General features: G+C 45.9%; 23 protein-coding genes. 13 read left to right on the forward strand and 10 right to left on the reverse strand.

All coding sequences use genetic code 11. From position 1 onward, the window contains the following. Positions 1-43 precede the first annotated feature (43 nt). Positions 44-994 (reverse strand): thioredoxin-disulfide reductase, encoded by a 951-nt coding sequence (gene trxB / locus JZ784_RS00495; RefSeq protein WP_005011799.1) that lies wholly within the window; start codon positions 992-994, stop codon positions 44-46. 252 nt (positions 995-1,246) lie between these two features. Here trxB and JZ784_RS00500 point away from each other — a divergent pair, with 252 nt between their 5' ends. After that, positions 1,247-4,330: a DNA translocase FtsK 4TM domain-containing protein gene (locus JZ784_RS00500; protein WP_346313420.1), complete on the forward strand. Its 3,084-nt coding sequence runs from the start codon at positions 1,247-1,249 to the stop codon at positions 4,328-4,330. A gap of 110 nt (positions 4,331-4,440) precedes the next feature. Here JZ784_RS00500 and JZ784_RS00505 read toward each other — a convergent pair whose 3' ends face one another. Together JZ784_RS00505 and JZ784_RS00510 are read right to left on the reverse strand one after the other, a co-directional pair. After that, positions 4,441-4,974, reverse strand: coding sequence for a hypothetical protein (locus JZ784_RS00505; protein ID WP_346313421.1), 534 nt, complete (start codon positions 4,972-4,974; stop codon positions 4,441-4,443). A 112-nt stretch (positions 4,975-5,086) separates the two neighbouring features. Further along, a complete protein-coding gene (locus JZ784_RS00510; protein ID WP_346313422.1) occupies positions 5,087-5,974 on the reverse strand; it encodes a LysR family transcriptional regulator in 888 nt (295 codons plus the stop codon). A 105-nt stretch (positions 5,975-6,079) separates the two neighbouring features. On the opposite strand from JZ784_RS00510, the gene JZ784_RS00515 reads away from it, so the two are divergent. Continuing rightward, positions 6,080-6,982 carry an AEC family transporter gene (locus JZ784_RS00515; RefSeq protein ID WP_346313423.1) on the forward strand — a complete coding sequence of 301 codons (903 nt, stop codon included), beginning with the start codon at positions 6,080-6,082 and terminating at the stop codon, positions 6,980-6,982. 183 nt (positions 6,983-7,165) lie between these two features. Here the strand turns inward: JZ784_RS00515 and JZ784_RS00520 are convergent, their stop codons facing one another. The 6 genes from JZ784_RS00520 to JZ784_RS00545 all read right to left on the reverse strand — a co-directional run bounded on the left by JZ784_RS00520 (position 7,166) and on the right by JZ784_RS00545 (position 11,708). After that, positions 7,166-7,453 carry a PA4642 family protein gene (locus JZ784_RS00520; protein WP_219191023.1) on the reverse strand — a complete coding sequence of 96 codons (288 nt, stop codon included), beginning with the start codon at positions 7,451-7,453 and terminating at the stop codon, positions 7,166-7,168. A 245-nt stretch (positions 7,454-7,698) separates the two neighbouring features. Continuing rightward, entirely contained in the window at positions 7,699-7,971 is a 273-nt protein-coding gene (minE, locus tag JZ784_RS00525; protein WP_005011785.1) for a cell division topological specificity factor MinE, read from the reverse strand. A 1-nt stretch (position 7,972) separates the two neighbouring features. Continuing rightward, a complete protein-coding gene (gene minD, locus JZ784_RS00530) occupies positions 7,973-8,785 on the reverse strand; it encodes a septum site-determining protein MinD (RefSeq protein WP_005011782.1) in 813 nt (270 codons plus the stop codon). Between the two features lie 65 nt (positions 8,786-8,850). Continuing rightward, the gene (gene minC / locus JZ784_RS00535; protein ID WP_130147213.1) at positions 8,851-9,570 is read right to left on the reverse strand and encodes a septum site-determining protein MinC; all 720 of its coding nucleotides are present in this window, start codon (positions 9,568-9,570) and stop codon (positions 8,851-8,853) included. A 122-nt stretch (positions 9,571-9,692) separates the two neighbouring features. Further along, positions 9,693-10,751 (reverse strand): hypothetical protein, encoded by a 1,059-nt coding sequence (locus JZ784_RS00540; protein WP_005011779.1) that lies wholly within the window; start codon positions 10,749-10,751, stop codon positions 9,693-9,695. 30 nt (positions 10,752-10,781) lie between these two features. Beyond that, positions 10,782-11,708, reverse strand: coding sequence for an acyltransferase (locus tag JZ784_RS00545; protein WP_005011776.1), 927 nt, complete (start codon positions 11,706-11,708; stop codon positions 10,782-10,784). Between the two features lie 245 nt (positions 11,709-11,953). On the opposite strand from JZ784_RS00545, the gene JZ784_RS00550 reads away from it, so the two are divergent. The 10 genes from JZ784_RS00550 (at position 11,954) to JZ784_RS00595 (ending at position 22,445) form a co-directional block, all read left to right on the forward strand. Continuing rightward, on the forward strand, positions 11,954-12,607 hold the full coding sequence (locus JZ784_RS00550) for an OmpA family protein (RefSeq protein WP_005011774.1): 654 nt from the start codon (positions 11,954-11,956) through the stop codon (positions 12,605-12,607). 124 nt (positions 12,608-12,731) lie between these two features. After that, positions 12,732-14,771 carry a UvrD-helicase domain-containing protein gene (locus tag JZ784_RS00555; protein WP_346313424.1) on the forward strand — a complete coding sequence of 680 codons (2,040 nt, stop codon included), beginning with the start codon at positions 12,732-12,734 and terminating at the stop codon, positions 14,769-14,771. A gap of 32 nt (positions 14,772-14,803) precedes the next feature. Next, entirely contained in the window at positions 14,804-15,256 is a 453-nt protein-coding gene (gene dut / locus JZ784_RS00560) for a dUTP diphosphatase (protein ID WP_346313425.1), read from the forward strand. Positions 15,257-15,878: 622 nt separating this feature from the next. Beyond that, positions 15,879-17,300: a phosphomannomutase/phosphoglucomutase gene (locus JZ784_RS00565; RefSeq protein WP_005011764.1), complete on the forward strand. Its 1,422-nt coding sequence runs from the start codon at positions 15,879-15,881 to the stop codon at positions 17,298-17,300. Positions 17,301-17,310: 10 nt separating this feature from the next. Next, positions 17,311-18,219, forward strand: coding sequence for an acetylglutamate kinase (gene argB, locus JZ784_RS00570; RefSeq protein ID WP_005011762.1), 909 nt, complete (start codon positions 17,311-17,313; stop codon positions 18,217-18,219). Between the two features lie 187 nt (positions 18,220-18,406). Further along, complete coding sequence (locus JZ784_RS00575; RefSeq protein WP_346314232.1) at positions 18,407-19,216, forward strand: GNAT family N-acyltransferase; 810 nt, start codon at positions 18,407-18,409, stop codon at positions 19,214-19,216. A gap of 83 nt (positions 19,217-19,299) precedes the next feature. Then, positions 19,300-20,148: a class II glutamine amidotransferase gene (locus JZ784_RS00580; protein ID WP_346313426.1), complete on the forward strand. Its 849-nt coding sequence runs from the start codon at positions 19,300-19,302 to the stop codon at positions 20,146-20,148. A 288-nt stretch (positions 20,149-20,436) separates the two neighbouring features. Next, on the forward strand, positions 20,437-20,892 hold the full coding sequence (locus JZ784_RS00585) for a bacteriohemerythrin (RefSeq protein ID WP_005011758.1): 456 nt from the start codon (positions 20,437-20,439) through the stop codon (positions 20,890-20,892). A gap of 144 nt (positions 20,893-21,036) precedes the next feature. Beyond that, positions 21,037-22,119, forward strand: coding sequence for a hypothetical protein (locus tag JZ784_RS00590; protein WP_005011755.1), 1,083 nt, complete (start codon positions 21,037-21,039; stop codon positions 22,117-22,119). Continuing rightward, positions 22,119-22,445, forward strand: a complete 327-nt coding sequence (locus JZ784_RS00595) for an RnfH family protein (RefSeq protein WP_005011748.1) — start codon at positions 22,119-22,121, stop codon at positions 22,443-22,445. Before JZ784_RS00590 ends, JZ784_RS00595 begins: the two co-directional genes overlap by 1 nt. A gap of 42 nt (positions 22,446-22,487) precedes the next feature. On the opposite strand, the gene bamE is transcribed toward JZ784_RS00595, so the two are convergent. Continuing rightward, positions 22,488-22,886 (reverse strand): outer membrane protein assembly factor BamE, encoded by a 399-nt coding sequence (gene bamE, locus JZ784_RS00600; RefSeq protein WP_005011745.1) that lies wholly within the window; start codon positions 22,884-22,886, stop codon positions 22,488-22,490. A gap of 112 nt (positions 22,887-22,998) precedes the next feature. Here bamE and fur point away from each other — a divergent pair, with 112 nt between their 5' ends. After that, the gene (gene fur, locus JZ784_RS00605) at positions 22,999-23,436 is read left to right on the forward strand and encodes a ferric iron uptake transcriptional regulator (RefSeq protein ID WP_005011743.1); all 438 of its coding nucleotides are present in this window, start codon (positions 22,999-23,001) and stop codon (positions 23,434-23,436) included. Positions 23,437-23,494 lie beyond the last annotated feature (58 nt).

A 23,494-nucleotide genomic window follows, 5' to 3' on the forward strand; every position in this document is an offset into this window, starting at 1 on the left:
CGTTAACGGCGGTTTTTTGATTCAGATTGAAATGGCTTTAAGATTAAAGCGCATCTAAATATTTTTCTGCATCTAGAGCCGCCATGCAGCCTGAGCCTGCAGAAGTAATCGCTTGACGGTAAACGCTGTCAGCAATATCGCCCGCTGCGTAAACGCCTTGAATCGAGGTTTGAGTGGCATTGCCGGCTGTTCCGCTTTGCACTTGAATATAGCCGTCACGCAAATTCAATTGACCCGCGAACATTTCACTGTTCGGCTTATGGCCAATGGCAACGAACATGCCGGTTACATCAACCGTTTGAGTCGAGTCATCTTGAGTTGATTTCAGGCGGACAGCTGTTACGCCAGACTGCGCATCGCCCAGCACTTCATCCACTTGGTGATTCCAGATGATGCTGATTTTGCCTTCTTTTTCTTTTTCAAAAAGATGATCCTGCAAAATCTTTTCAGAACGCAGCGAATCACGGCGGTGAACCAGTGTAACGTGCGAAGCGATATTGGATAGATACAGCGCTTCTTCAACCGCAGTATTGCCGCCGCCTACCACCATCACTTTCTGATTCTTATAGAAGAAGCCGTCACAGGTTGCGCATGCGCTGACGCCTTGGCCCATAAATGCCGCTTCAGATTCAAGACCTAAGTACTGTGCGGTTGCGCCAGTTGCAATGATCAGTGCATCGCAGGTGAATTCATCCATGTCGCCTTTAAGTACAAATGGACGGACGCTTAAATCAACTTCGTTGATATGGTCATAGACAATTTCAGTGCCGAAGCGTTCAGCATGCGCCTGCATGCGTTCCATCAGGGCTGGGCCTGTTAAGCCTTCAGGGTCGCCCGGCCAGTTATCCACTTCAGTGGTTGTGGTCAGCTGACCGCCAAGCTGCAGGCCGGCAATCAGTGTTGGCTTTAGATTGGCGCGGGCAGCGTAAACTGCAGCGCTGTAGCCGGCAGGGCCAGAACCAAGAATAATCAAACGTGAGTGACGAGCGCTCATCCGCGGCATCCTTTTTTTATATAGAAATTTGTGGAATTATACGTGAAAGTGTATGGCGAATGTGTGCGATTAAAGTCGATATTACTGATCATTGAAATCGATTTGAGCTATATAGCTTTCAGTTAACAACATACATCAATAATCTTGCATCTTTTTTCAAGGAACAGGTGCATAATAATGGGTTATTGCGGGGCTTTTTAAAGCAAAACAGCAAACAAAAACATTCATGAAGAATTGGCTACAGGACAGTATATGACAGCGGTGTCGAGTGCTTATGCACAGCGCTTAGTAATGACATTATTTTTAGTCTCTTTTGGGATATATCTGTTCCTTGCAACAGTGACATATACACCCTTTGATCCAGGCTGGATGCATATTTCCAGTGATACCTTGCAGGTGTCAAATGCAAGCGGCGTGGCTGGCGCATGGATTGCCGATTTGCTGTTCGGTTTTTTGGGCTGGGCCAGCCTGCTCATTCCTGTGTATTTATTTGCTGAAGCCATACAGGTTTGGTGGCCGCACAGTTTTCTGAGCCGCCCATTCCGCTACGCTGCGCAATTCTTTATTTTGCTGGCAAGCGCAAGCCTGCTGTTTTTGCTCTGGAATGTTCCTGCAGACACTTTAGACAATTCTTCCGGCGGCATTATCGGCTATGAATTGGGCGGCAGTTTAAAAAATCTGCTGACAGTATACGGCGCTGTGCCTTTTTTACTGGCATTTTTGATTCTGCTGCTGACTTTAGCCTTCGGTATAAAGTGGAACCGGACATGGGCTACGTTAAAAGCTGCGCCCGCATATTTGCAGGATCTGTTTTACCGCAATGTGCCTGAATCTGAGTCTGCATTTGACCGTACTGCGCCGCCACTTAAAAAAGACCCCGCGGCTGCTAAGCCTGCGGCAGCGGTAACACCTGCGCCGGAACATCATGAAGTGCAGGTTGATCCAGCGGTTCGCGACCGCGCAGCTGAACGCCTGTTTGAAGATATTGCGCATAAAGAATGGACTTCTACGCAGAATCATCCGCTGGATGACTCCCTGAATGAAGCTGAGCAGGATGAAGAATTTGAACGCACATTGGAAAAGGCTCACCGTTTAGAGCAAGACAGCCAGCGTGTTGTCGTAACCGGTGAAGTTTGGCGCGCATTGAATTCTAATGAGGATCAGCGCCATAAACAGGATATCGATGCTTTGCTGAAGGCTGCTGAAGAAGAGCAGCCAAGCAGTCCGGCTGGACATTTTCAGCACGTGGTTCATCCTCAGGCGGGCATTGAAGCCGCAGAAGCGCCAAAGCAAAAAAATGTGGATTGGGATGATGACGAAATCTTTGATGAGCTGCTGGCAGCTGTGCCGAACGGCAAGACAGCGACAGATGTTCATACACCATTCAATCACGCCGCTGATGCGGCATCTCCTGCGCCAGTCCTGCATATTTTAGACAATACCGCTTCTGTTGCCGCAGCAGCAGCGGCAGTACAGCCTGTGCCATTTCCTAAATCGGCGGCAGAACCTGATTTTGATGATTTAGGCGATTTGCTGGTCGATGAGGCTGATGCAGTTGAGCCAGCACCGCGTACTGCGGGCAGTTATGCACAATCCTCCGCTTTTGTGAAAGCGGATATTCAGACGAATTTCAATCAGCCCGCGGCAGTGCCTGAGTCTTATATTTCTGAAGATGAAAAAGCGCTGATTGCTGCCAACAAGGATGCATTCCGCGATGTCTGGCAAGATACCGCCGGAAAACCGGCTGAAGTTGATTTTGATGAAGAAGATGACTTCGATTTAGATGCGCCATTGACCGATGCAATGGGCCGCCCAATGTCACGGGCTATGCAGGTTGCTAAAAAGCGTTTGGACTTGCCGCCATTGCCGGGACTGGAATTGCTGGACAAGATTGATCCCAATAAGAAAGTCAATTTTACAGCAGAACAGCTGGCGCGCTTATCTGAATTGCTGGAAATCAAGCTGCAGGAATTCAACGTAAAGGCGAAAGTGATCGAGGCGCAGCCGGGGCCTGTGGTGACACGTTTTGAACTGGATCTTGCGCCTGGCGTAAAGGCATCTAAAGTCACCAATATTTCAAAAGATTTAGCGCGTTCAATGTCCATGGCTTCCGTCCGCGTGGTTGAAGTGATTCCAGGCAAGCCTTATATCGGGATTGAAGTGCCGAACAGCGCGCGTGAAATGGTGCGGTTGATTGAATTATTGACCATTCCTGCATTTAAAGATCCCAACAGCATCCTTTCGATGGCAATGGGCAAGGATATCTCAGGCAATCCCGTCATTGCAGATTTGGGCAAAGCGCCTCATATGCTGGTTGCCGGAACGACGGGTTCCGGTAAGTCAGTTGCTGTGAACTCAATGATTCTGTCGATGCTGCTGAAATATACGCCAGACCAGCTGCGCTTCATCTTAATTGACCCGAAACAGCTGGAACTTGCGAACTATAACGATATTCCGCATTTGCTCACTCCTGTTGTGACAGACATGAAAGATGCTGTAAATGCATTGAACTGGTGCGTCAATGAAATGGAACGCCGCTATAAGCTGATGTCATTCCTGAAAATCCGTAAATTGGCCGACTACAACCGCAAGGTCGAAGAGGCGCTGATCAATGGTGAAGATTTAATTGATCCAACATGGAAAGCCAGTGATTCTGTAGCGGGTGAGCGTGCGCCGCGTTTAGAGCCTTTGCCGTCGATTGTGATTGTGGCGGATGAATTTGCCGACATGATTATGCAGGTGGGTAAAAAAGCTGAAGAAATGATTACCCGCTTAGCGCAAAAGTCGCGTGCTGCGGGCATTCACTTGCTGCTGGCGACGCAGCGTCCATCGGTAGATGTGATTACCGGCTTAATTAAAGCCAATATTCCAACCCGCGTGGCATTGCGTGTAAACAGTAAAATTGACTCGCGTACGATTTTGGATGCGGGCGGTGCGGAGGACATGCTGGGCCATGGCGACATGCTGTTCCTTGGGCCCGGTAAAATTGAGCCGGAACGTGTGCATGGCGCCTTTATTTCAGATGATGAGGTCAACCGGATCTGTGATGCGTGGCGTGAACGCGGCGAGCCTAATTATGTCGATGAAATTTTAACGCCATATGATGAAGAGCCGACTTCACGCGGTTTTGAAGACGGCGATGGCGGCTCAGACCGTGATGCGCTGTATGATCAGTGTGTGTCTTTTGTTTTAGAAACCCGCAAAGCCTCTACATCTTCGCTGCAGCGCAAATTCAGTTTAGGCTACAACCGTGCCGCCCGCATTATTGACCAGATGGAAGAGAACGGCATTGTCAGCGGCATGGGCGCCAACGGCAAACGCGATATTTTAGTTTAATTGTCATTTGTATATCGATGATGACATGCCTGTTTACATGCTGATGAAATTCAGCTGTCATTGATAAGGCATGATGGCGCCGCAATAAGTTCTGCTTACTGCGGCGTTTCTCATATGAACAGCGCAGCCAGAATCAGCAGCCAAAATATTGCACCGAGCGCAATCAGTATCCATTGCGGGATGCTGAATTTCTGCATATGAATGAGTTTTAAGCCTTGCGTATGCTGTTTGGCATGATTCAGGGCTTGGAAAGCAGGAATTAAAAAGAGAAAAGAACCTATTGAAATGAGCCAGTATGGGTCAGGTAATTGGACGAGTAATGAGCAGGCAATGAAGCCAATGCACATGACTACCGATGAGAACTTTGGTGTATAGCCTTGCGCCTTGGCATAATTTTGGATGCGGTTAAATAATGGATAAATGAAGAAAACGGCGAATATGGCGCGGGCTGCAGGCATAATATTCAGTCTGTCCTTTTGCATAAAGAAGCGCCATGCTTCAAACATCCACCAAATAGGGTAAAGGCCAAAAGAAATTACCGACAGGAAGATAAATCTGTTTAAGCTGATGATTCTTTGTTCTTCAACACCAATATTGGGGATGTGGACTTCCGTTTCTTTATTTTCTATATTTTGCATGATCATTATTTTTTGGCCTGTTTTTTAATATAGTGAATTTTTAATTTTAAATCAAAAGTTTGAAGTTTGGTGGCGTTGCTTAAAAATCAAAGTGAGCCATTCAGTTTTTTATCTTATTTCACGGCTTAGAATAGAACAGCTCTTGCGCCACTTGAATAAACGCTTTAGCTGCGGGGCTGGCCGATTTTGCATCCTTGACCGCAAGCCCAATTTGCCGCTGCGTATTTGGAATTAACGGCCGCTTCACTACATGGGGATGCAGCTGCAGCAATTCAGGCGTCATCGACATATCGGCGACAATCGCAATGCCTTCCTGCAAATTGACCATATTTAAGATCGTCAGCAGCTGTGACATTTGGTACATGATTTTCGGCTGAATCCGGTATTGCTTTAACAGCTGCTCGACATGCGTCTGACTGCCGGCTTTGGTCATAATAAAAGGATAATCCTGCAAGTCCTGTATATTTAAGGCGCTTTGCTGCGCTACGGGATACGATTTTGGAATCAGCGCAATAAAAATATCCTGCAGCAGGAGATAAGTTTCTAAATCGGCGCGGGGCAGGACAGCAAAACCGACATCCACCTGCCGTTCTTGAATCCATTGCGAGACATCATGGTCTGTGCCTTCTTCTACAAAAACTTCAATCTTGGGATAGCGCAGGCGGTAGGCATTCAGCAGTTCTGGAAGCAAATGAATGGATGCTGATGCGCCAAAGGAACCGATCCGCAAGGTCCCTTGCTGAATGCCGTGAGACGCATTGATTTCCTGCTGCATAATTTGCGCTGTATTCAGCATCTCTTTGGCATATGACAGCAGCTGGCGGCCAATATGAGACAACTCGACTTGATTCTGTTCTCGAATCAATAAATTGACCCGCCAATGGCTTTCTAAGGATTTCAGCGCGTGTGAAACAGCCGACTGAGTGATCCCTAGATGTTTAGCTGCTAGAGTAAAGCTTTGATACTCGGCAACTAAAACAAAAATTTCGAGTTGAGTTAAGGTCATGGCTTGTTATGAGCATTCACTCATTTTGTTATGAGTATGAATGAGGATTATATTATGGAGTGAATGAAAGAGAAAGCGCATAGATGGTATGCGCAGGGAAAAACAATGAACCTCATCATGGCTTTATTTCCGCTGATTGTCCTGATCGCCATGGGGTATGCCTTAAAAAAGCGGCAGTTCCTGCAAGATGAATTTTGGGCCAATTCTGAAAAGCTGAATTACTTTATCCTTTTTCCCGTTTTGCTGTTTAGCAATTTGGCGGATATACAGCTCAATTTAAATGCGGTATTCCGCATGCTGATGGCATTCTTTATTGTGGTGCTGAGCGCCAGCGCCGTATTATGGTGCATCAAAAGAATTTATCAAATTCCGCCAGCCCGTTTTGGGGTATATCTGCAAAGCCAGATCCGCTTTAATACTTATATTGGTTTGGCGCTGATGGGAACGCTGTACGGCGCAAAGGGCATGCAGATGTTCGCTATGCTGATTGCCGTTGCGATACCGGCGGTGAATATCTTATCTGTGATGTCTTTTTCGCAAGGACAGCGCGGCCAGTGGCTCCATACGCTATGGACGATTTTTAAAAATCCGCTGATTTTAGGCTGTCTTGCAGGGGTGGTGTTTAATTTGTCTGGATTAAGCTTATTTACTGGCCTGCAGTCCCTGCTGAAAATTTTGGCGTCCATGAGCTTGCCTCTAGGCCTGCTTTCAGTTGGCGCGGCTTTGCAGTTTGGCCAGCTGCGCTGCGATATACGCAGCTTAGCGCTGAACACTGCTGGACGTTTAATTTTGATGCCTTGTTTTGCTTTTGGGGTCAGCCTGTGGGTCGGCCTCGGTACGCTGCAGAGCATCATCATGGTGACGTTCTTTGCCTTGCCGACCGCTTCAGCATCCTATATTTTGACGCGGTATTTTCAAGGGGACAGCCAGCTGATGGCGGGGATAATCAGTTTGCAAACACTATGCTTTACCGCCTGTTTTCCTGTATTGATGTGGCTGCTGTATTAAGGGTTTGCAATCACTGTGAAAAGCGTTGTTTGTATAGAAGGATGCAATAAATAGTTAATATAATCATTTTATAAATCAATATGTTATGTTTTATAGGCAATGCATTAAATTGAAAAGTGACTTAAGAAAGCAGCCCAATAAAAAAGCCTGCATGTGCAGGCCTTTTTATTGGCAGAAAAATGCTTAAGCGAACTTTGCCAATACTTCTAAAAAGCCTTCACTTTGACGCGGGTACTGCATGATGACCTCATGAATACGCTGACCTTCAGGATTGGTGGCATTGACATCGCGGCCGTCGGCTGTGAATTTAGTCAGCAGGCGCTCATAATCATTAGGGCGCATGTGTTTGAACGCATGGTAAAGCACATGAAAATCGCCGTTTACGCCTTCAGGAGGCAGCTGATTCAAGTAGGCAAATACACGCTCATCAGACCATTCTTCGTTAAACGTCGCTGGTTGAGATAATGCCATCGCAGTCTCCTTGGTATTCTTTTGAAAATAAATAAAGGCAAAATATGAGCAAGCAAGTGACAAAGCATTTTGAATGTCTTTGCCAATAGGAAGCAGAGCTTCCCGCCCTGCGGCGGGTTAAAGTGCTGCTTAATCATTCAGCCACTTCGAAGCTCAGTTTCTTGTCTTGCGCCTGAACAAAGCAGCGCTTTGTCCAGCCTCATATTTTGCCTTGAATCAATTTGCTTGACTAATCAGAAATCAGATTATCGCTCTTCAGGCAAATTGATATTCATTTCAAGCATTTCAATATTTGCTTCTGAACGAACAGACATTTGAATGTGCTGTTCATCCACGCCGCTGACATAGCGGTTCACGACCTGCATGATTTCTTTTTTCATTTGGTCGATTTTTTCTTGGCTTAAGCGTTTGCCCAAGCCCTGTTCAGAAGCAACAATAACTTTTAAACGGTCTTTCGCAGTTTGAGCGCTAGATGGCTTGTCATCGCTGCTGAAAAGTTTACTCCAGAATCCTGCCATTTTATGCTCCAAATAATCGTGCTAGCCAGCCTTTCGGTTTTACCGTAATATGACGGTAACTGCGTTCTTCACCAAGGAAACGTGCGACCAAATCATCATATGCCTGGCCCGCAGTTTCTTCTGTAAAGAGGATCACTGGCTTACCTTCATTTGAAGCTTGAAGCACGCTCTTGCATTCAGGAATGACGCCTAAAGTCGGGACACGCAAAATGTCTTTAGAGATGTCATCAATGGTCAGCATTTCCTGCTTATCAGCACGTTCCGGATTGAAGCGTGTAATGCACAGATGCTTGCGGATGCGGCCTTCATTCTGTTCTACTTTTTTGGTTTTACTGTCCAGCATGCCAATGATCCGGTCTGAGTCGCGAACCGATGAAATTTCAGGGTTGGTCACAATAATGGCTTCATCAGCATGATACATGGCCATAATTGCACCGCGTTCGATACCGGCAGGCGAGTCACAGATAATGTAGTCAAATTCTTGAGAAAGCTCATCCATAACGCGTGCAACGCCTTCGTCGGTTAAGGCATCTTTATCGCGGGTTTGAGAAGCGGGTAAAATATACAAGTTCTCAATGTCTTTATCGCGAATGAGCGCCTGCTGCAATCGAGCTTCATTATTCAGGACATTGACAAAGTCGTAAACAACGCGGCGTTCACAACCCATAATTAAGTCAAGGTTACGTAAACCTACGTCAAAATCGATAACAACAGTTTTGTGACCGCGCAGGGCTAAACCTGTTGCAAAAGATGCACTTGTTGTAGTTTTACCTACGCCGCCCTTGCCTGATGTTACGACAACAATTTTCGCCACCGAATCCACTCCTGTTATGGTAATCCCCCTATATAAAAATGGGGGTTTTGGTGTTTATTTATACATTAAAATTGCAAAGCTTCAAATACTAGCTCTTGCTGATCATTTAAATAAATATGTACAGGCTGTTTTGCCACATGCTGCGGAATGTCATCAGCAACGCAGTAAGTTCCCGCAATTGATACTAATTCTGCTTCCAGTGAATGGCAGAATATGCGTGCAGCGGCATTGCCTCCAGCTCCGGCAATGACTCTACCACGGGCGCTGCCATAAATATGTATATTTCCTGAAGCAATCACTTCAGAGCCGCTGTTGATGCCGGCGGTACTGATGATGTCGCCATGATTTTGCACCAGGCATTGGCCGGTGCGCAGAATTTCATCGTGATAAGAGCTGATGTGCCGCACTGCAGGCGCTTCTTCAGCCTGCTCAGCCGCTGCATTATTTTCAGCAGGGGCAGGCTTGGTTTCCACCACTTGTTCTTTGGTGGCTTTCACCTGCTGCAACTGGCGGTCAGCTGGAATAACAGGGAACTGAATGGCGCGCGCCTGAGAGGCAAGCAGGCCTTCTGTGACAGCCATCGGCTGCAAGTCCAGGCTGATCAAAAGCTGAATCAGTTCTATCAATTCCTGATCTACACTGCTTTCAATCACAGCTAAAGTGCCCGCTGGAAAAGCTTTTTGAAGCATAGGGGTGAGTTGCTGGCGGATCGCATCATGATCATTTGTATCGAGGCTAATGCGTATCGCATTGACCATTCTGCCTTTTATCCGTATGTCAGCCATAATTATTCCTTCGTACTTCTGAGCTGTTTGTTTTATGCCGAAGCGATGTGATAAATAAAGCAAATGCTAGAACAAATTGACGCATTTCACTAGCGCGAAAATCAAATATTTTGCACTGCTGCTTATTCTTTGGCTTGATCCTGCTCCTGCAGGATTTGCTGCCATTGTTTTACCTTAACTTGTTTGCGGACCGCATCCAGACTTTCAAATACTGCAGAACGGACAAGTTCATCCAATTTTTCATTTTTTTCAATTTCAATCTGGCTGATTCGGTTTGAAATATCCGAGTACAAGTTTGGCTGATGCGCAGCAGAGGTGTCAGGATAAGCCAGCGGGTCAATCAGGCCTTGGGTGATATTTTCGCCCAGACGCTGGCCGATACTCTGAATCTGCTGTTCAATGCGCCCGCCGACAATCGGGATTAGGCGCAGCAGCTGAGTCAGTTCAGGCGTGTCTTCAATGGCTTGGCTGACAATCTGTCCGACATTTTTTGCAATGCGCTCACGGTCTGCTCTGAGTTCTCTGCTCAGGTTTTCTTGCAGCATATCGGCAAGTACTTGAGAAAAAAGCTCACGGTGATGCTGGATCACGTTGCTGATCAAGTCTTTATGCGTGGTGCTGGTATTCAGCTCGTGCTTGAGCCCATCCAAAACGGTAATGACCACGCGGTCAGACAGTTCTTCCATCACCACCCGGTAATAAAACAGGGCTTTGTTCTGCCAGGATTTAGGAAAAATCTGATAGCCCATTTCATATAAGCGGTAAGCGATAATGCCAGCGCGGAACAGCCTTAAAAAACGCAGATACGGAATAATGGCCAGTATTTCATACAGGTGAATAAAGGGAAAAAAGAACCAGCGCTGATGATGTTTTTGAACAATTGCAATGCCCCAGCGGATGAGCAGCTCTGCAATCAGAAAAATGATGAACCAGGCTTCAGTGGTAATAACCCAAGGATGCAGGTGCTCACGGTAAAATTCCAGCACGCTGCTCAGGTGGATGCTGTTGAAGAACCATCCGCCGATGTTGCTCATGAGGAAGAAGTTCATGCCCAGGCAGAAGAGGTTAAAAATGATGATAAACACCATAAAAATATCATAGGCCAAGAACAGCTTGAAGGGTAAGCTGCCCGGGTCAAGATGATGATATTTAGACTTTTTAACACTTTCAGTTTGCGGCATGTCCGTTCACTTATTCCTTGTTTTTAGGGCTTATTGCTCAAGCGCTGCGTATTGCGCTTTCATTTTTCCAATCAGCTGATCTTTTTCAGCCCACAGCCCGTCAACCCAGATTTGAAATTTTTCACGGAATGCCGCATCTTCATCATAATTGCCTTCAAGCACCCATGCCGGAACCTCAATTTTACGCAAATTGACGGCGATGCGCGGCACTTCACCCAGCCAAAACTCGCCATAGCCTGGCGCGCCGTCAGGGTAGACAATGGTCATATCAACCAAAGCATCAATTTTATCGCCTAAAATACTCAGCGCCAGCGCTAAGCCGCCGGCTTTGGGCTTCAGCAAATGCTGATACGGCGATTGCTGCTTCGCCTGCTTCTCAGGCGTAAAACGCGTGCCTTCCAAATAGTTCAGTAAGGTGAATGGCTGGCTGAGCAGCTGTTCACAAGACTTGCGGGCTTCATCCATATCGCGGTATTTCAGTTCCGGATTTTTCGCAATTTGCTCTTTGGAGTGGCGCTTCATCATTGGAAAGCCGAGAATTTTAAAGGCTTGGCCGACAAAGGGGATAAAAATAAGTTCCCATTTTGTAAAGAAGCGGGTCAAGGGCATGCGGGTCAGGCCAAAATACTGGTTCACAGTAGTATCAACCCAGCTTTGATGATTGCAGGTCATCAAATAACGGCCCTGCATATTCAAATCCAGCTGTTCATCAACGGTAATGTCCCATTGTGTATTGGGTAAAACTTTATCAATCAGCCAGTTATTGACTGCCAGCCAGCTGTTGGTAATTTTAATATTGGTTTCATCCACCTTGCTGGATTTCTTAAAAAGCTTGGTCAATCCCAAGGCTAAAACGGGTGGGCCGTGAAAAAAAGTGCTGCCGGTAATAACTGAACCGACTGTAAGCCCGCGTGTGATTTTTTTTAAGGCTGGTTGCTTATTGCTTTGAGATGGCATAAAAATTTCCTAGGATCAAATCATTTATAATTTGCCGAATCTCACAAATATAGCTGCAGATTTGAAAATAGAAAAGTCTTGTATTCTAACTATGAAGAAATTGTGACGAAGTTAACCGTTTTCTCGCAATCAATCATTACAAAATGTAAATAAAGAGCTTATTATTAACAAAAATTCAATGGTTCAGCCATTTGTTTTCATTCATCATTTCATTCATACAACAAACACAACGAAGGAGGCATGCGATGCGTGCACTGGTAATTTCGTCAGCGGTAGTAGGGGCATTAGTTCTATCTGGCTGTCAATCAACAGGTAATAATATTGGCGGCATGGAATATGACAAGTCTGCGATTGGCGCACTTGTAGGCGCAGCTGCCGGTTATGGCTTGTCTCGTGGCAATGCAAACTCGAGCGCGCAAAATAACCGTGCTGCCGCTATCGGCGCAGTGCTGGGCGGCGCTACAGGCGTATACCTCGACAATAAAGAGAAAAAACTTCGTCAGCAAATGGCGGGTACTGGCGTAGAAGTTAACCGTAATCCAGATGGTTCTGTGGGCTTGATTATGCCGGGCAGCATTACGTTTGATACCAACAAATCAAACATCAAACCAAACTTTTATGCAACTTTGAATAAAGTGGCGCAAACTTTGGCTGAAGACAACAAGAGCGGTATTCTTGTTACGGGTTATACCGATAACACTGGTAACGACTCAATTAACATTCCATTGTCGCAAGCGCGTGCACAATCTGTTGCAAGCTATTTAGCGGCTCAGGGTGTTTCTACTACACGCATTAATGCGCAAGGCCAAGGTTCTGCAAACCCAATCGCGTCAAATTCAACGCCAGCAGGCCGTGAACAAAACCGCCGTGTTGAAATCAGCATCTATGCCATTCAATAATTTTTATTGAGTGAGAGAAACCACCTTCGGGTGGTTTTTTTTATGAACGGAAAATCGACTTTTAGATTATGAAAGTTGTGCAGAGATGACTATAATCGACTCCGAATCAGGAAAAGGAAACACTATGTCACTCGGCAGCCAGTTAAACGACAAGCAGCTTGAAGCCATGAAATATACTCAAGGGCCCTTGTTAGTGCTTGCTGGCGCAGGTTCGGGCAAGACATCGGTAATTACCCGTAAAATTGCCCATTTGGTCAAAAATTGCGGCATACCGGCGCACCGCATTACGGCAATGACGTTTACCAATAAAGCCGCGCGCGAAATGAAAGAGCGGGTGACGAAGCTGCTGTCGCGTGAAGAGGCCAAAGGCCTTTCAGTCTCTACTTTCCATACTTTCGGCTTGAATCTGCTGCGCTTAGAACTCAAAAATACGCCGCTGAAAGCCAACTTTTCAATTTTAGATGCCGATGACTGCAAACGCATTCTGATGGATCTGATGCACCGCGATAACTTATCGGGTGCGGAAAGCAAAGAACTGATCGCCAAAGCCATGAAGATGATTTCGGATTGGAAAAATGACCTGATTCCGCCAGAGCAGGCGCATACCACCTGTGAAACGGCAGAAGATGTGCAGATGGCGCATCTGTACCAGCTGTATGAGCGCAACTTGCGCGCCTACAATGCCGTCGACTTTGATGACCTGATTGTGATGCCGACCCTGCTGCTGCAGCAAAATGCTGAAGTGCGCGACCGCTGGCAAAACCGCACGCGTTACCTACTGGTCGATGAATATCAAGATACCAATACGGCGCAGTATATGCTGGTGAAGTTGCTGGTTGGGGTGATGGGGCAGTTTACTGCAGTGGGCGATGATGATCAGTCAATTTACGCCTGGCGCGGCGCTAAGCCTGAAAATATGGCGCTGCTGAATGAAGATTTCCGCAATTTAAAAGTCATTAAGCTGGAACAGAACTACCGTTCGACCAGCCGTATTTTAAAAGCCGCCAATACCGTGATTGGCAATAATCCGCATATTTTTGACAAGAAACTCTGGTCAGATAAAGGCCATGGTGAGGTGATCCGGGTGATCACGTGCCGCAATGATGATGATGAAGCGGAACGTGTGGTTAAGGATTTAATTACGCATAAACTGATGAACGGCAAAAACTGGAAAGACTACGCGATTTTATACCGCGGCAATTTTCAGGCCCGCGTACTGGAAACCCAGCTGCGTCAAATGCAGATTCCCTATAAGCTGTCCGGCGGCCAGTCATTCTTCGCGCGCTCAGAAATCAAAGACATGATGAGCTATTTGCGCTTAATCATTAATCCGGAAGATGACAGCGCCTTCTTGCGCATTATCAACACGCCAAAGCGCGCAATTGGCCCTGTAACGCTGGAAAAACTGGGCTTGTTTGCTCAGGAGCAGCGGCTTTCTCTGCTGGCTGCAGCTGGCGATCAGCGCCTGACCATGGCCATTCCGAAAAAAGCCACAACGCAACTGGCCGAGTTTGCAGACTTTATCGACCGCTTTACCCGCAACTTGGTGGAGGATGACGAACCGGTTCCGATTATCCGTCAAATGATGCTGGAAGCCGGCTATATCGATTATGTCAAAGAAACGGCCGCCACGCCTGCGCAGGAAAAAACTAAGCTGGACAACATTGAAGTGCTGTACAGCAGTATTCAAAGCTTGATTAACCGTGCTGAAGATGTGGATGAAAAGAACATTGAAAGCGTCATCCGCAAAATGGTGCTGCTGGATATGCTGGAGCAGCAGCAGGAAGAGGAAGATACCGACAAAGTGAATCTGCTGACGCTGCATGCTTCTAAAGGCTTGGAGTTTCCATATGTCTATCTGATTGGCCTGGAAGAAGAGCTGCTGCCGCATAAAAACTCAATTGCCGCCGATACTGTCGAGGAAGAGCGCCGCTTGATGTATGTGGGGATCACACGGGCGCGCCAAGGCCTGACCATTACTTTGGCGGAACAGCGCAAGGCGGGCGGACAGATGAAGCAGCAGACGCCAAGCCGTTTCTTGGATGAATTGCCTGAAGATGAGCTGGAATGGCTGGGCCGCAAGAAAAAGCTGGCCGGCAATGTAGATCCGAAACAGCAGGCGCAGCATTACTTAGACAATTTACGTGCGCTGATTAAGCGTTAATCTCCATTAATTTTATAAACAGGAATGAACCGATGAAAGTTCAGGTAAAAGTACTCGACGCACGTTTAGGCACAGAATGGCCGATGCCAACGTATGCAACTGCAGGTTCAGCAGGCTTAGATTTGCGCGCTTGCGTTGAGCAGACCACCGTGATTGAGCCGGGGCAAACCGTATTGGTGAAAACAGGCTTGGCGATTTACATTGAAGATGTGAACTTTGCTGGGCTGATTTTGCCGCGTTCAGGCTTAGGCCATAAGCACGGTATTGTATTGGGCAATTTAGTGGGCCTGATTGACTCTGATTATCAAGGTGAGCTGATGGTTTCAGTCTGGAACCGCAGTCAGGCCGCATTCAGCCTAGAGCCGGGTGAACGCCTTGCGCAATATGTGCTGGTGCCTGTTGTTCAAGCTGAGTTTGATGTGGTCAGTGAATTTGCAGCAACTGAGCGCGGTGCAGGCGGTTTCGGCCATACTGGCAAAAATTGAGCATCAGTGACGCTAAGTTTAAACACTTAGCGTAAAACAAAAACGGATTGCTGTATTCAATGACAATCCGTTTTTTGTTGCGTTATAAATAGATATTTGCATGAAATAAATAATATATAAACAGTGATTTAAGCCGTTTAAAATGATGAATCATCTTGTATTTAAAAAATTTAATTCATTGTATTTTTGTACAGAAATGTAAAGTGATTTTAAATGAGCCAATCAGCAGCTGGATTGTAAGTTAAGTGAGAAATGCTGTTTTTTTTGTTGAATATGTATTTGGCAATATATTGTTTTTTAATGTGAATTTGACCATGAAGTGTCACTTTAAAAATAAGCATAATACATTAAAAGATTGAAAACATTGTCTTGATAAATTTAAGAAATTTAAAATAAATAGATGGGCGTATAAACGCTAACATTTCTTCTGATGATGAATATGCTGTATTATTCAGGCTGATTTTTTTTAATTGATTCTAAAACAGCAATCATATAAAAAAGATACGCCTTGGCGAGGCAAATATAATTTAATTAAAATAGGGCTTAATTAACTTATTTACACTGCGATTTGTTTGAAATTATGAATCGGTTTTAGCAACCTTGATGATTAGAAGAATGCATTATGGGGTCATTGTATAATAATTTCCCGATACAGATTTTCCGTGCTTATGATATCCGCGGAAAAGTATCATTGCTGAATGCGGAAATGGTGCAGGCAGTCGCGCACGGTTTGGCGCAGCAGTATATTCGTGCAGGTCAATCACAGCTGGTGATCGGTTATGATGCGCGTTTAACCAGTCCAGGCTATGCGCAAATTATTCAGGAAATATGCCAGCAGCATCAATTGCAGACCGTGATGATCGGCTGCTGCTCCAGCCCTATGCTGTATTACATTGCTGGCCAGTATGGCGGCAACGGCATTATGGTGACAGCCAGCCATAATCCCAAAACAGATAATGGCATCAAGTGGATTATTCAAGGCGAACCGCCTTGTCCTGAAATGATTCAGCAAGCCGGGCAGGATTCTAAAAAATATTTTGTCCCTAAAGCAGCAGCGCACACCGTCTTGGCGGAGCAGCGGGTTTTTCCGGAGTTTTGCCTGCAGTATCAGCATTCACTGCTTTCGGATATTCAATTAAAGCATCCTGTCAAAGTTGTGCTGGATGGCTTGAATGGTTCGGCTGGGCGCTGCGCCGCGCTGGTGCTGAAGAAGTTAGGCTGTGATGTTGCTGCAATACGCTGTGAAGCGGATGGCAATTTTCCAGACCATGCGCCGGATCCATCGCAAGAAGTTCATTTGAAAAAAATCCGCCAAGCCGTGCTGGATCAAAATGCTGAGATTGGCATTGCTTTAGATGGCGACGGCGACCGCCTGGTCTTGATTGATGAGCATGGCAAAATTATTTCTGCAGACCGACTGCTGTGCCTGTTTGCAGAAATGTGCCTGTCAGATCATCCTGATTGTGAAATTGTCTATGACGTAAAGTGTTCAACCATGGTCCGAAATACAATACAGGCTTTAGGCGGCTGGCCTGTCATGATCCGCACAGGCAGTTCCTTTCTGCGAAAATATTTAGCTAAATCAAAAGGAAAAGCTATTTTTGGCGGTGAGTATGCGGGGCATTATGTGTTTAATGATGGCCGCGGCGGCGGCTATGATGATGGCTTATATGCGGCGCTGCGGGTGCTTGAATACATTCAGCGCAAAGGCCTAAGCCTGTCACAGGCGCTGGCGCCGTACCCGGAAAGAAACGGCACCGAGGATTTGTATATCAGCACCTATCAGGCCATCCCTCAAACCGTTTTAAATGCGGTAGAGCAGCAATCTCAGTATATTGATGCAGAAATCAGTAAAATTGATGGCATACGTCTTGATTTTGATGATGGATTTGGCATCATTCGAGCATCGAATACAGGCGAGTATTTCACGGTGCGCTTTGATGCAGATAATGCCGCGCGATTAGATGAAATACGGACCTTGTTCAGTTCCATGTTGTCAGAGCAGTATCCGCATATTGCTCAAGACATCTTAGATGCTCAATAAGGAGAGGCGAATGCCGCATCAGCATACTGGCATCGACAAAGCGCAAATTTTGACAGAAGCTTTGCCGTACATTCAAAGATTTTCGGGCAAGACGCTGGTTGTAAAGTACGGCGGCAATGCCATGACCGATCCTGAGCTGGAAAGTTCATTTGCGCGTGATATCGTTTTACTTAAAACGGTGGGCATCAACCCGATCGTAGTGCATGGCGGTGGCCCTCAAGTGGATTCCTTCTTGAAGCAGCTGGGCCGCGAATCTGACCGTATTGACGGCATGCGTGTCACCGATCCTGCAACCATGGAAGTGGTCGAAATGGTGTTGGGCGGCAGCGTGAACAAATCGATTGTGAACCTGATTAACCAGCATGGCGGCCGCGCGATAGGCTTGACGGGTAAAGACGGCAATTTGCTTCGCGCGCAAAAGCTGCTGATGCAGAAGACAGCAGAAGACGGTTCAGTGACTGAAATTGATCTGGGCCTGGTCGGTGAAGTGGTTGGCGTAAAAACAGATGTGCTGGAAATGTTTACGCAAAGTGATTTTATTCCAGTGATTGCGCCTTTGGGGGTAGATGAAGAAGGCAATACCTACAACATCAATGCAGATTTGGTTGCAGGCAAAGTTGCTGAAGCGCTGGGCGCTGAAAAACTGATTCTGCTGACCAATATCAGCGGCGTATTGGATGAAAACAAAAACTTGCTGACAGGTTTAAGCACGCAGGAAGTGGATCGCCTGATTGAAACCGGTGTGATTTACGGCGGCATGATTCCGAAAGTCGGCTGTGCATTGGATGCGGTAAAAGGCGGGGTCGTCAGCGCGCATATTGTCGATGGCCGTGTACCGCATGCAACGCTGCTGGAGATCTTTACCGATCATGGCGTCGGCACACTCATTACCAACCGCAGCAATGTGAAAAAAGCTTGATTGAATGACGGCTGTTTACCGAATTTAGATTCTGCAAAATTTCGGTAAAATAGAAAGCCGTCTTAAAATATGAATGCCAGTCAATACAGATATTGACTGGCATTTTTATTGTCTGCAGATTGGCTGTGCGTCATGAAAATGTCATCGGGATTGCCTAGTGTAGAAAAAAATATTTGAGCTGTTTATGATGTTGGATAAATTAAAAAATCAATATCGTCAAAACTTTATATTTCCCTTAGAACAGAAATCCGCGCAAAGCGGATCCTATAAATTTGAATGGATCGAAAATTTGCAGAGCCTGCAGGAAGCGCAGCGCTTTCGGGCAGCGCAGTTTTCGCAGCAATTCGGCATAAAGTTTGAATCCGGCTTGGATCAGGACTTCTATGATTTTGGCTGCGAACATGCAGTTCTGCGGGATACATGGAGCAATGAAATTATTGCCTATACGCGCTTAAAATTATTTCAAGGCCATGAACTTGCTCAGAGCTACAGTCAGCAGGAATTTAAAATAGCCGATGAATTTGGGCGCTTCAGCAATATTGTTGAAATTGGCCGCACCTGCGTGCATCCGCGCTACCGTTCGGGTAAAGCGTTATCAGCGCTTTGGCTGCATTTGATGCCGAAAGTCTTATGCGAAATGCGCGCCAAGCATATTATCGGCTGCGTCAGCATCCGCCTGCGGGGTAATGAAGCGCGGGCCTATCACACCCATCAGCATATGAAGAATCTGCCCCTGGCGTCCAGCTGCGCTATTCAGCCGCAGCGGGCCTTTGACCCACCGTATCCGCAATGCGGCTTTCAGCAGGATGAGCGGATGCCTAAGCTGTTTGATGTGTATTTAAAAATGAATGCTCAGCTGTCCGCGCAGGCATATCATGATGAAGCGTTTAACTGCTTGGATTATTTTGTCTATCTGGATGCGGCGCGGCTGGCCAAAGATTTTATTTTGCAAAAAAAAATGATCATGAAGCCCTTGCTAAATCATAAAAACTCATAAAGAACGCTGATTTTCCCGTTTGAAATGGCATAAGGACTCATGCAAAATAGCACTGTGGTTGATTAAACAGATGATGAAGACTTATGTGCCAGCTGTTAGGGATGAATTGTGCGACACCGACGGATATTACCTTCTCATTCCGCGGCTTTTCTCAGCGCGCGGGGATTACCTCTGACCATTGTGACGGCTTTGGCATCGCATTTTTTGAAGATAAAGCGTGCCGTTTGTTCGCAGACAATCAATCCGCTGTCGAATCACCTATTGCAGAGCTGATCCGCAATTATCCCATTAAATCACGCAATGTGATTGCGCACATCCGCAAAGCGACTCAAGGCAAAATCAATCTTGAAAACGCTCATCCATTCAGCCGTGAGCTGTGGGGGCGGCAGTGGATTTTTGCCCATAATGGCGACTTGCATGATTTCCATCCCGAACTGGCAGGGCGTTTTACGCCAGTCGGCAATACCGACAGTGAGCGGGCATTCTGCTATCTGCTGGAACAGCTGGTGAAACGCTTTGGCTATACCGAACCTTCCTTGGATCAGGTTTTTGATGTGCTGTTGGAAGTTTCGCCTCAAATCGCCGAACATGGCACCTTTAATTTCTGCCTATCCAATGGACAGGCGCTGTTCGCTTACGCCATTACCAAATTGCACTGGCTGGTGCGCGAATATCCATTCAAGCCTGCGCAGCTGATTGATCTGGATGTTGAGGTGGATTTCAGTGAAGTGACAACGCCCGAAGACTGCGTAGCAGTCATTACCACTGAGCCGTTAACGCAGAATGAAGTGTGGACGGCTTTTGAACCCGGTGAGCTGATTTTGTTTCAGCATGGCCGGCCAATTCGCCACGGCAAAACGCATATTGAGCGTTTGGAGCGAGAGCGTTTAGAGCCGTCTCTGAAGCGGGTGACGAAAGCAGACCAATATTAATTCAACTGGACTGTATTGCGGGTTTGCTGCCCGCATTGGCTGAAACCGCAAAAGCTTAACGGTATTAATGTATAGTCTGGTTAAATTATAAATATTTGAATTGATTAAAAAATATCTTAGCTTTATGGTCGGGTATTTTAATAAATAGCTTGTAAAACAATAAGGTATAAAAAACAGAATCAATATTGCATAAACCCGAGTATTTCACTTCATTTTTATTTTTTCAATTTAGCTATATCATTAATTTTAATGTGATTTATCTTTTAAATTGTTACACAGGTGGTCGGAATGAAAATGAAATGGGTTCCAGAATATAATACCGGCATCGATGTGATTGACGATCAGCACAAACGTATTTTGGACTACATCAATGAAATTGATGGTGTTGATGCCCATGTTGATCGTGAACGAGTAAAGCAAATTCTTGAAAATATTATTGATTACACGCAATCACATTTTACTTTTGAAGAGTCTCTTCAAGAAGAGGCAGGCTATAAATACCGTGTACCGCATAAGCGCGTGCATGATTTATTTATTAAAAAAATTGAATCATACCGCGACCGTTTCGAGCTGGGCCATTCAATTGAATCTGAACTGCATGAAGTGCTGTCAAAATGGCTGATTAATCATATTCAGCATGATGATGCAGATTATGTCGGCGCAGTAAAAGAAAATATGATGGGCATTATTAAAGAAAAAGAGAAGAAAAAAGGTAAAAACTGGTTCGCCCGGTTCTTCTCATAAAATTAAAATAAGAGTTAATAATTAGAATTAAAATGTGAATATAACTTGGCGCAGCAAATCACTGTTATGGTGATTTGCTTTTTGTTTTTGATTTTCAGCCTTGAGCAGGGCAAAATAGCGCTAGATTTTATAAAGGAATGCGTCATGCAGGATCATGCTATGTCAAAATGGTTATCGCCTCTGATGGCATTTTGTTTGTCGTTTATTGTTATCGCCACTTTGGCGCCGATGACCGGCATTCAAATTGACCGCCAGCTGGATTTTTGGATGCTCTGGCTCACTGCAATGCTGATTCTGGCATTGCCAGTCTGCTATTTAGAGATTGCATTAGCCAAACGCTCTAAAACAACCGCATTACAGGCCTTATCCAATTTGACACGCGATGCGGACGCATCTCAAAAGTGGCGTTTAGCAGGCTGGTTCGGTGCAGTATTTATTCCATTTCTGGCAGGGGGAATGCTGTCGAATTCCGCTCAGATATTAAATGTTTCCGCAGGGTTCAGTGCCGCGCCTAATATTTTGTTTGCGGCATTGGCAGTTGCCGCTGTCGCTGCTTCTTTTATTCCGCGTCAATTTACGGTGCTTTTGACTGCTGCGGGTGTATTGGCCGCTTTGGTTTTGGCGAATGTCTTCGGCACAGCACTGCCTGCGTGGCAGGTCACACCCGTGGAGTTCAGCGAGTGGGGCAGCGCATCTGTACTGGCTTTGGTGGCAAGCGGCTTGGGTTTAGGCCTGTATTGGCAAAGCAGTTTGTCAGCCGTTCAAACGCAGGATTCTGCAACGAAATCCGCCTTGCCGATTTGGATTGCACAGCTGCTGGCCGTTGTGGCGTTCGGCTTCTTTGCCGTAGCTTCGGTTATTCCAGCTTATATTTTAACATTTGCAACAGTAATGGCTGCCGGCTTGATTTTAAATATGGCGCGTGAGCAGCTGCAGCAGCGCCAATTGCAACTGCCTGTGCAATGGCTGATTTTACTGGCGGCTGTATTTGTGTGGGCTGTTCCACAAGTCACGGCTGTTTTCAATCTGGTCTTGATGCTGTGGGGCTTAGTGATTTGCTTGATTTATGCAGTATTTGCGGGATGGATTATGAAAATCAGTCATTTGCGTAAAGCGATGAATTTCAGCAATGAAGCGCTTTACAACATTTGGCGCATTGCGGTGCGTATCGTGCTTCCTCTGGCCATTATCGCTGCGATGATTGCTGTGATAGGAAAGTTCTTCTGATGACGGCGCAAGCGCAGGTTTGGGTGGCATTTGCAGCTGCGGATCGGCAGTTTCATCTTGCTGTTCCTTTTAAAGATGGCATGACGGCTTTAGATGCGATTGAACAAAGCGGAATCGCCGATCTTGTAGATTTGCCTGAAACGCTGCGGCTGGGAATTTTCGGCGCGCATTTGCAAAATCATCATCAGCTTTTGACAGCTGGCGACCGTGTTGAAATTTACCGCGCCTTAACCATTAATCCGAAAGATATCCGCCGCAATCGGGCAATTAATCATCCGGTAGGGCGCTTTAGTCAGGGAAATCGCTTTAAACAATTGAAGCAATAAGAAAAACCCCTCAATGAGGGGTTTCTTTTTATCTTAAACTGACTATAGTGGAGGCGCATTTAGAATCGCTTCTTTAGAACCCGGCAGGCCCGGCTGAGTTGCAGGAATAGTTTCCAAGCCTTCAACTTTTTCTACAATGCCTTGCTGGTTAAAGTAAATTTTTAAATGCTGCCCTTGCGCTGCTGCGATCTTTGCTTTTTTTGCATAAGTGCCTGGGGTATAGTTGTAAATGTAGTCCCAGCGTAAAGGATTCATTGGATCTGTAACCGTTGGGCTGCCAAGTAAAAAGCGGACTTGCTGGAAGCTCATGCCAGGCTGGATTTTAGCTGCTTGCGCTTGTGTTAAAGGCGTTCCTTGTGGAATATCAACTTTATAAACGCCCAAGGTTGAACAGCCTACGAGCAATGAAGTGACGAATAACGTCAGCATGAGTTTTTGCATTTTGCTACACTATCCCAAATTAATTATGATGCATTTGATCCAAGGATAGATCATACTGCATCTAAAGTTTGTTGCATATTCCAACTTTAATTTTGTTGAGAGACCTTTTTTCATGCCGATATCAAACCAAGATTTACGCAAAGCTGGACTTAAAGTTACGCTTCCACGAATTAAAATATTGGAATTATTAGAAAATTCAAGACAACATCACTTAAGCGCGGAAGATATTTATAAGACTTTACTTGAACAGGGTGAAGATGTTGGTTTAGCAACTGTTTACCGTGTGTTAACGCAATTTGAAGCGGCAGGCATTATTCAGCGCCATCATTTTGAAAACAATCATTCTGTTTTTGAGATTATGCAGGAAGATCACCACGATCATATCGTGTGCCAGAACTGTAACAAAGTTGTGGAATTCACCAATGATGTAATTGAACATGAGCAGCATGAAGTGGCGAAAAAATTCGGTTTTGAATTGACTGGCCACTCATTGAATCTTTACGGTTACTGCGATGCGCCAGAGTGCCGTGACGCTTACCGCAAGAAATAGTCTTATAGCGAAAATTCAGCGCTGAGCAATAAAAAAACAGGCTTCATCAGAAGCCTGT

Origin of the sequence: Acinetobacter sp. CWB-B33, from assembly GCF_039655955.1 — a bacterium.
Classification (GTDB): domain Bacteria; phylum Pseudomonadota; class Gammaproteobacteria; order Pseudomonadales; family Moraxellaceae; genus Acinetobacter; species Acinetobacter bouvetii.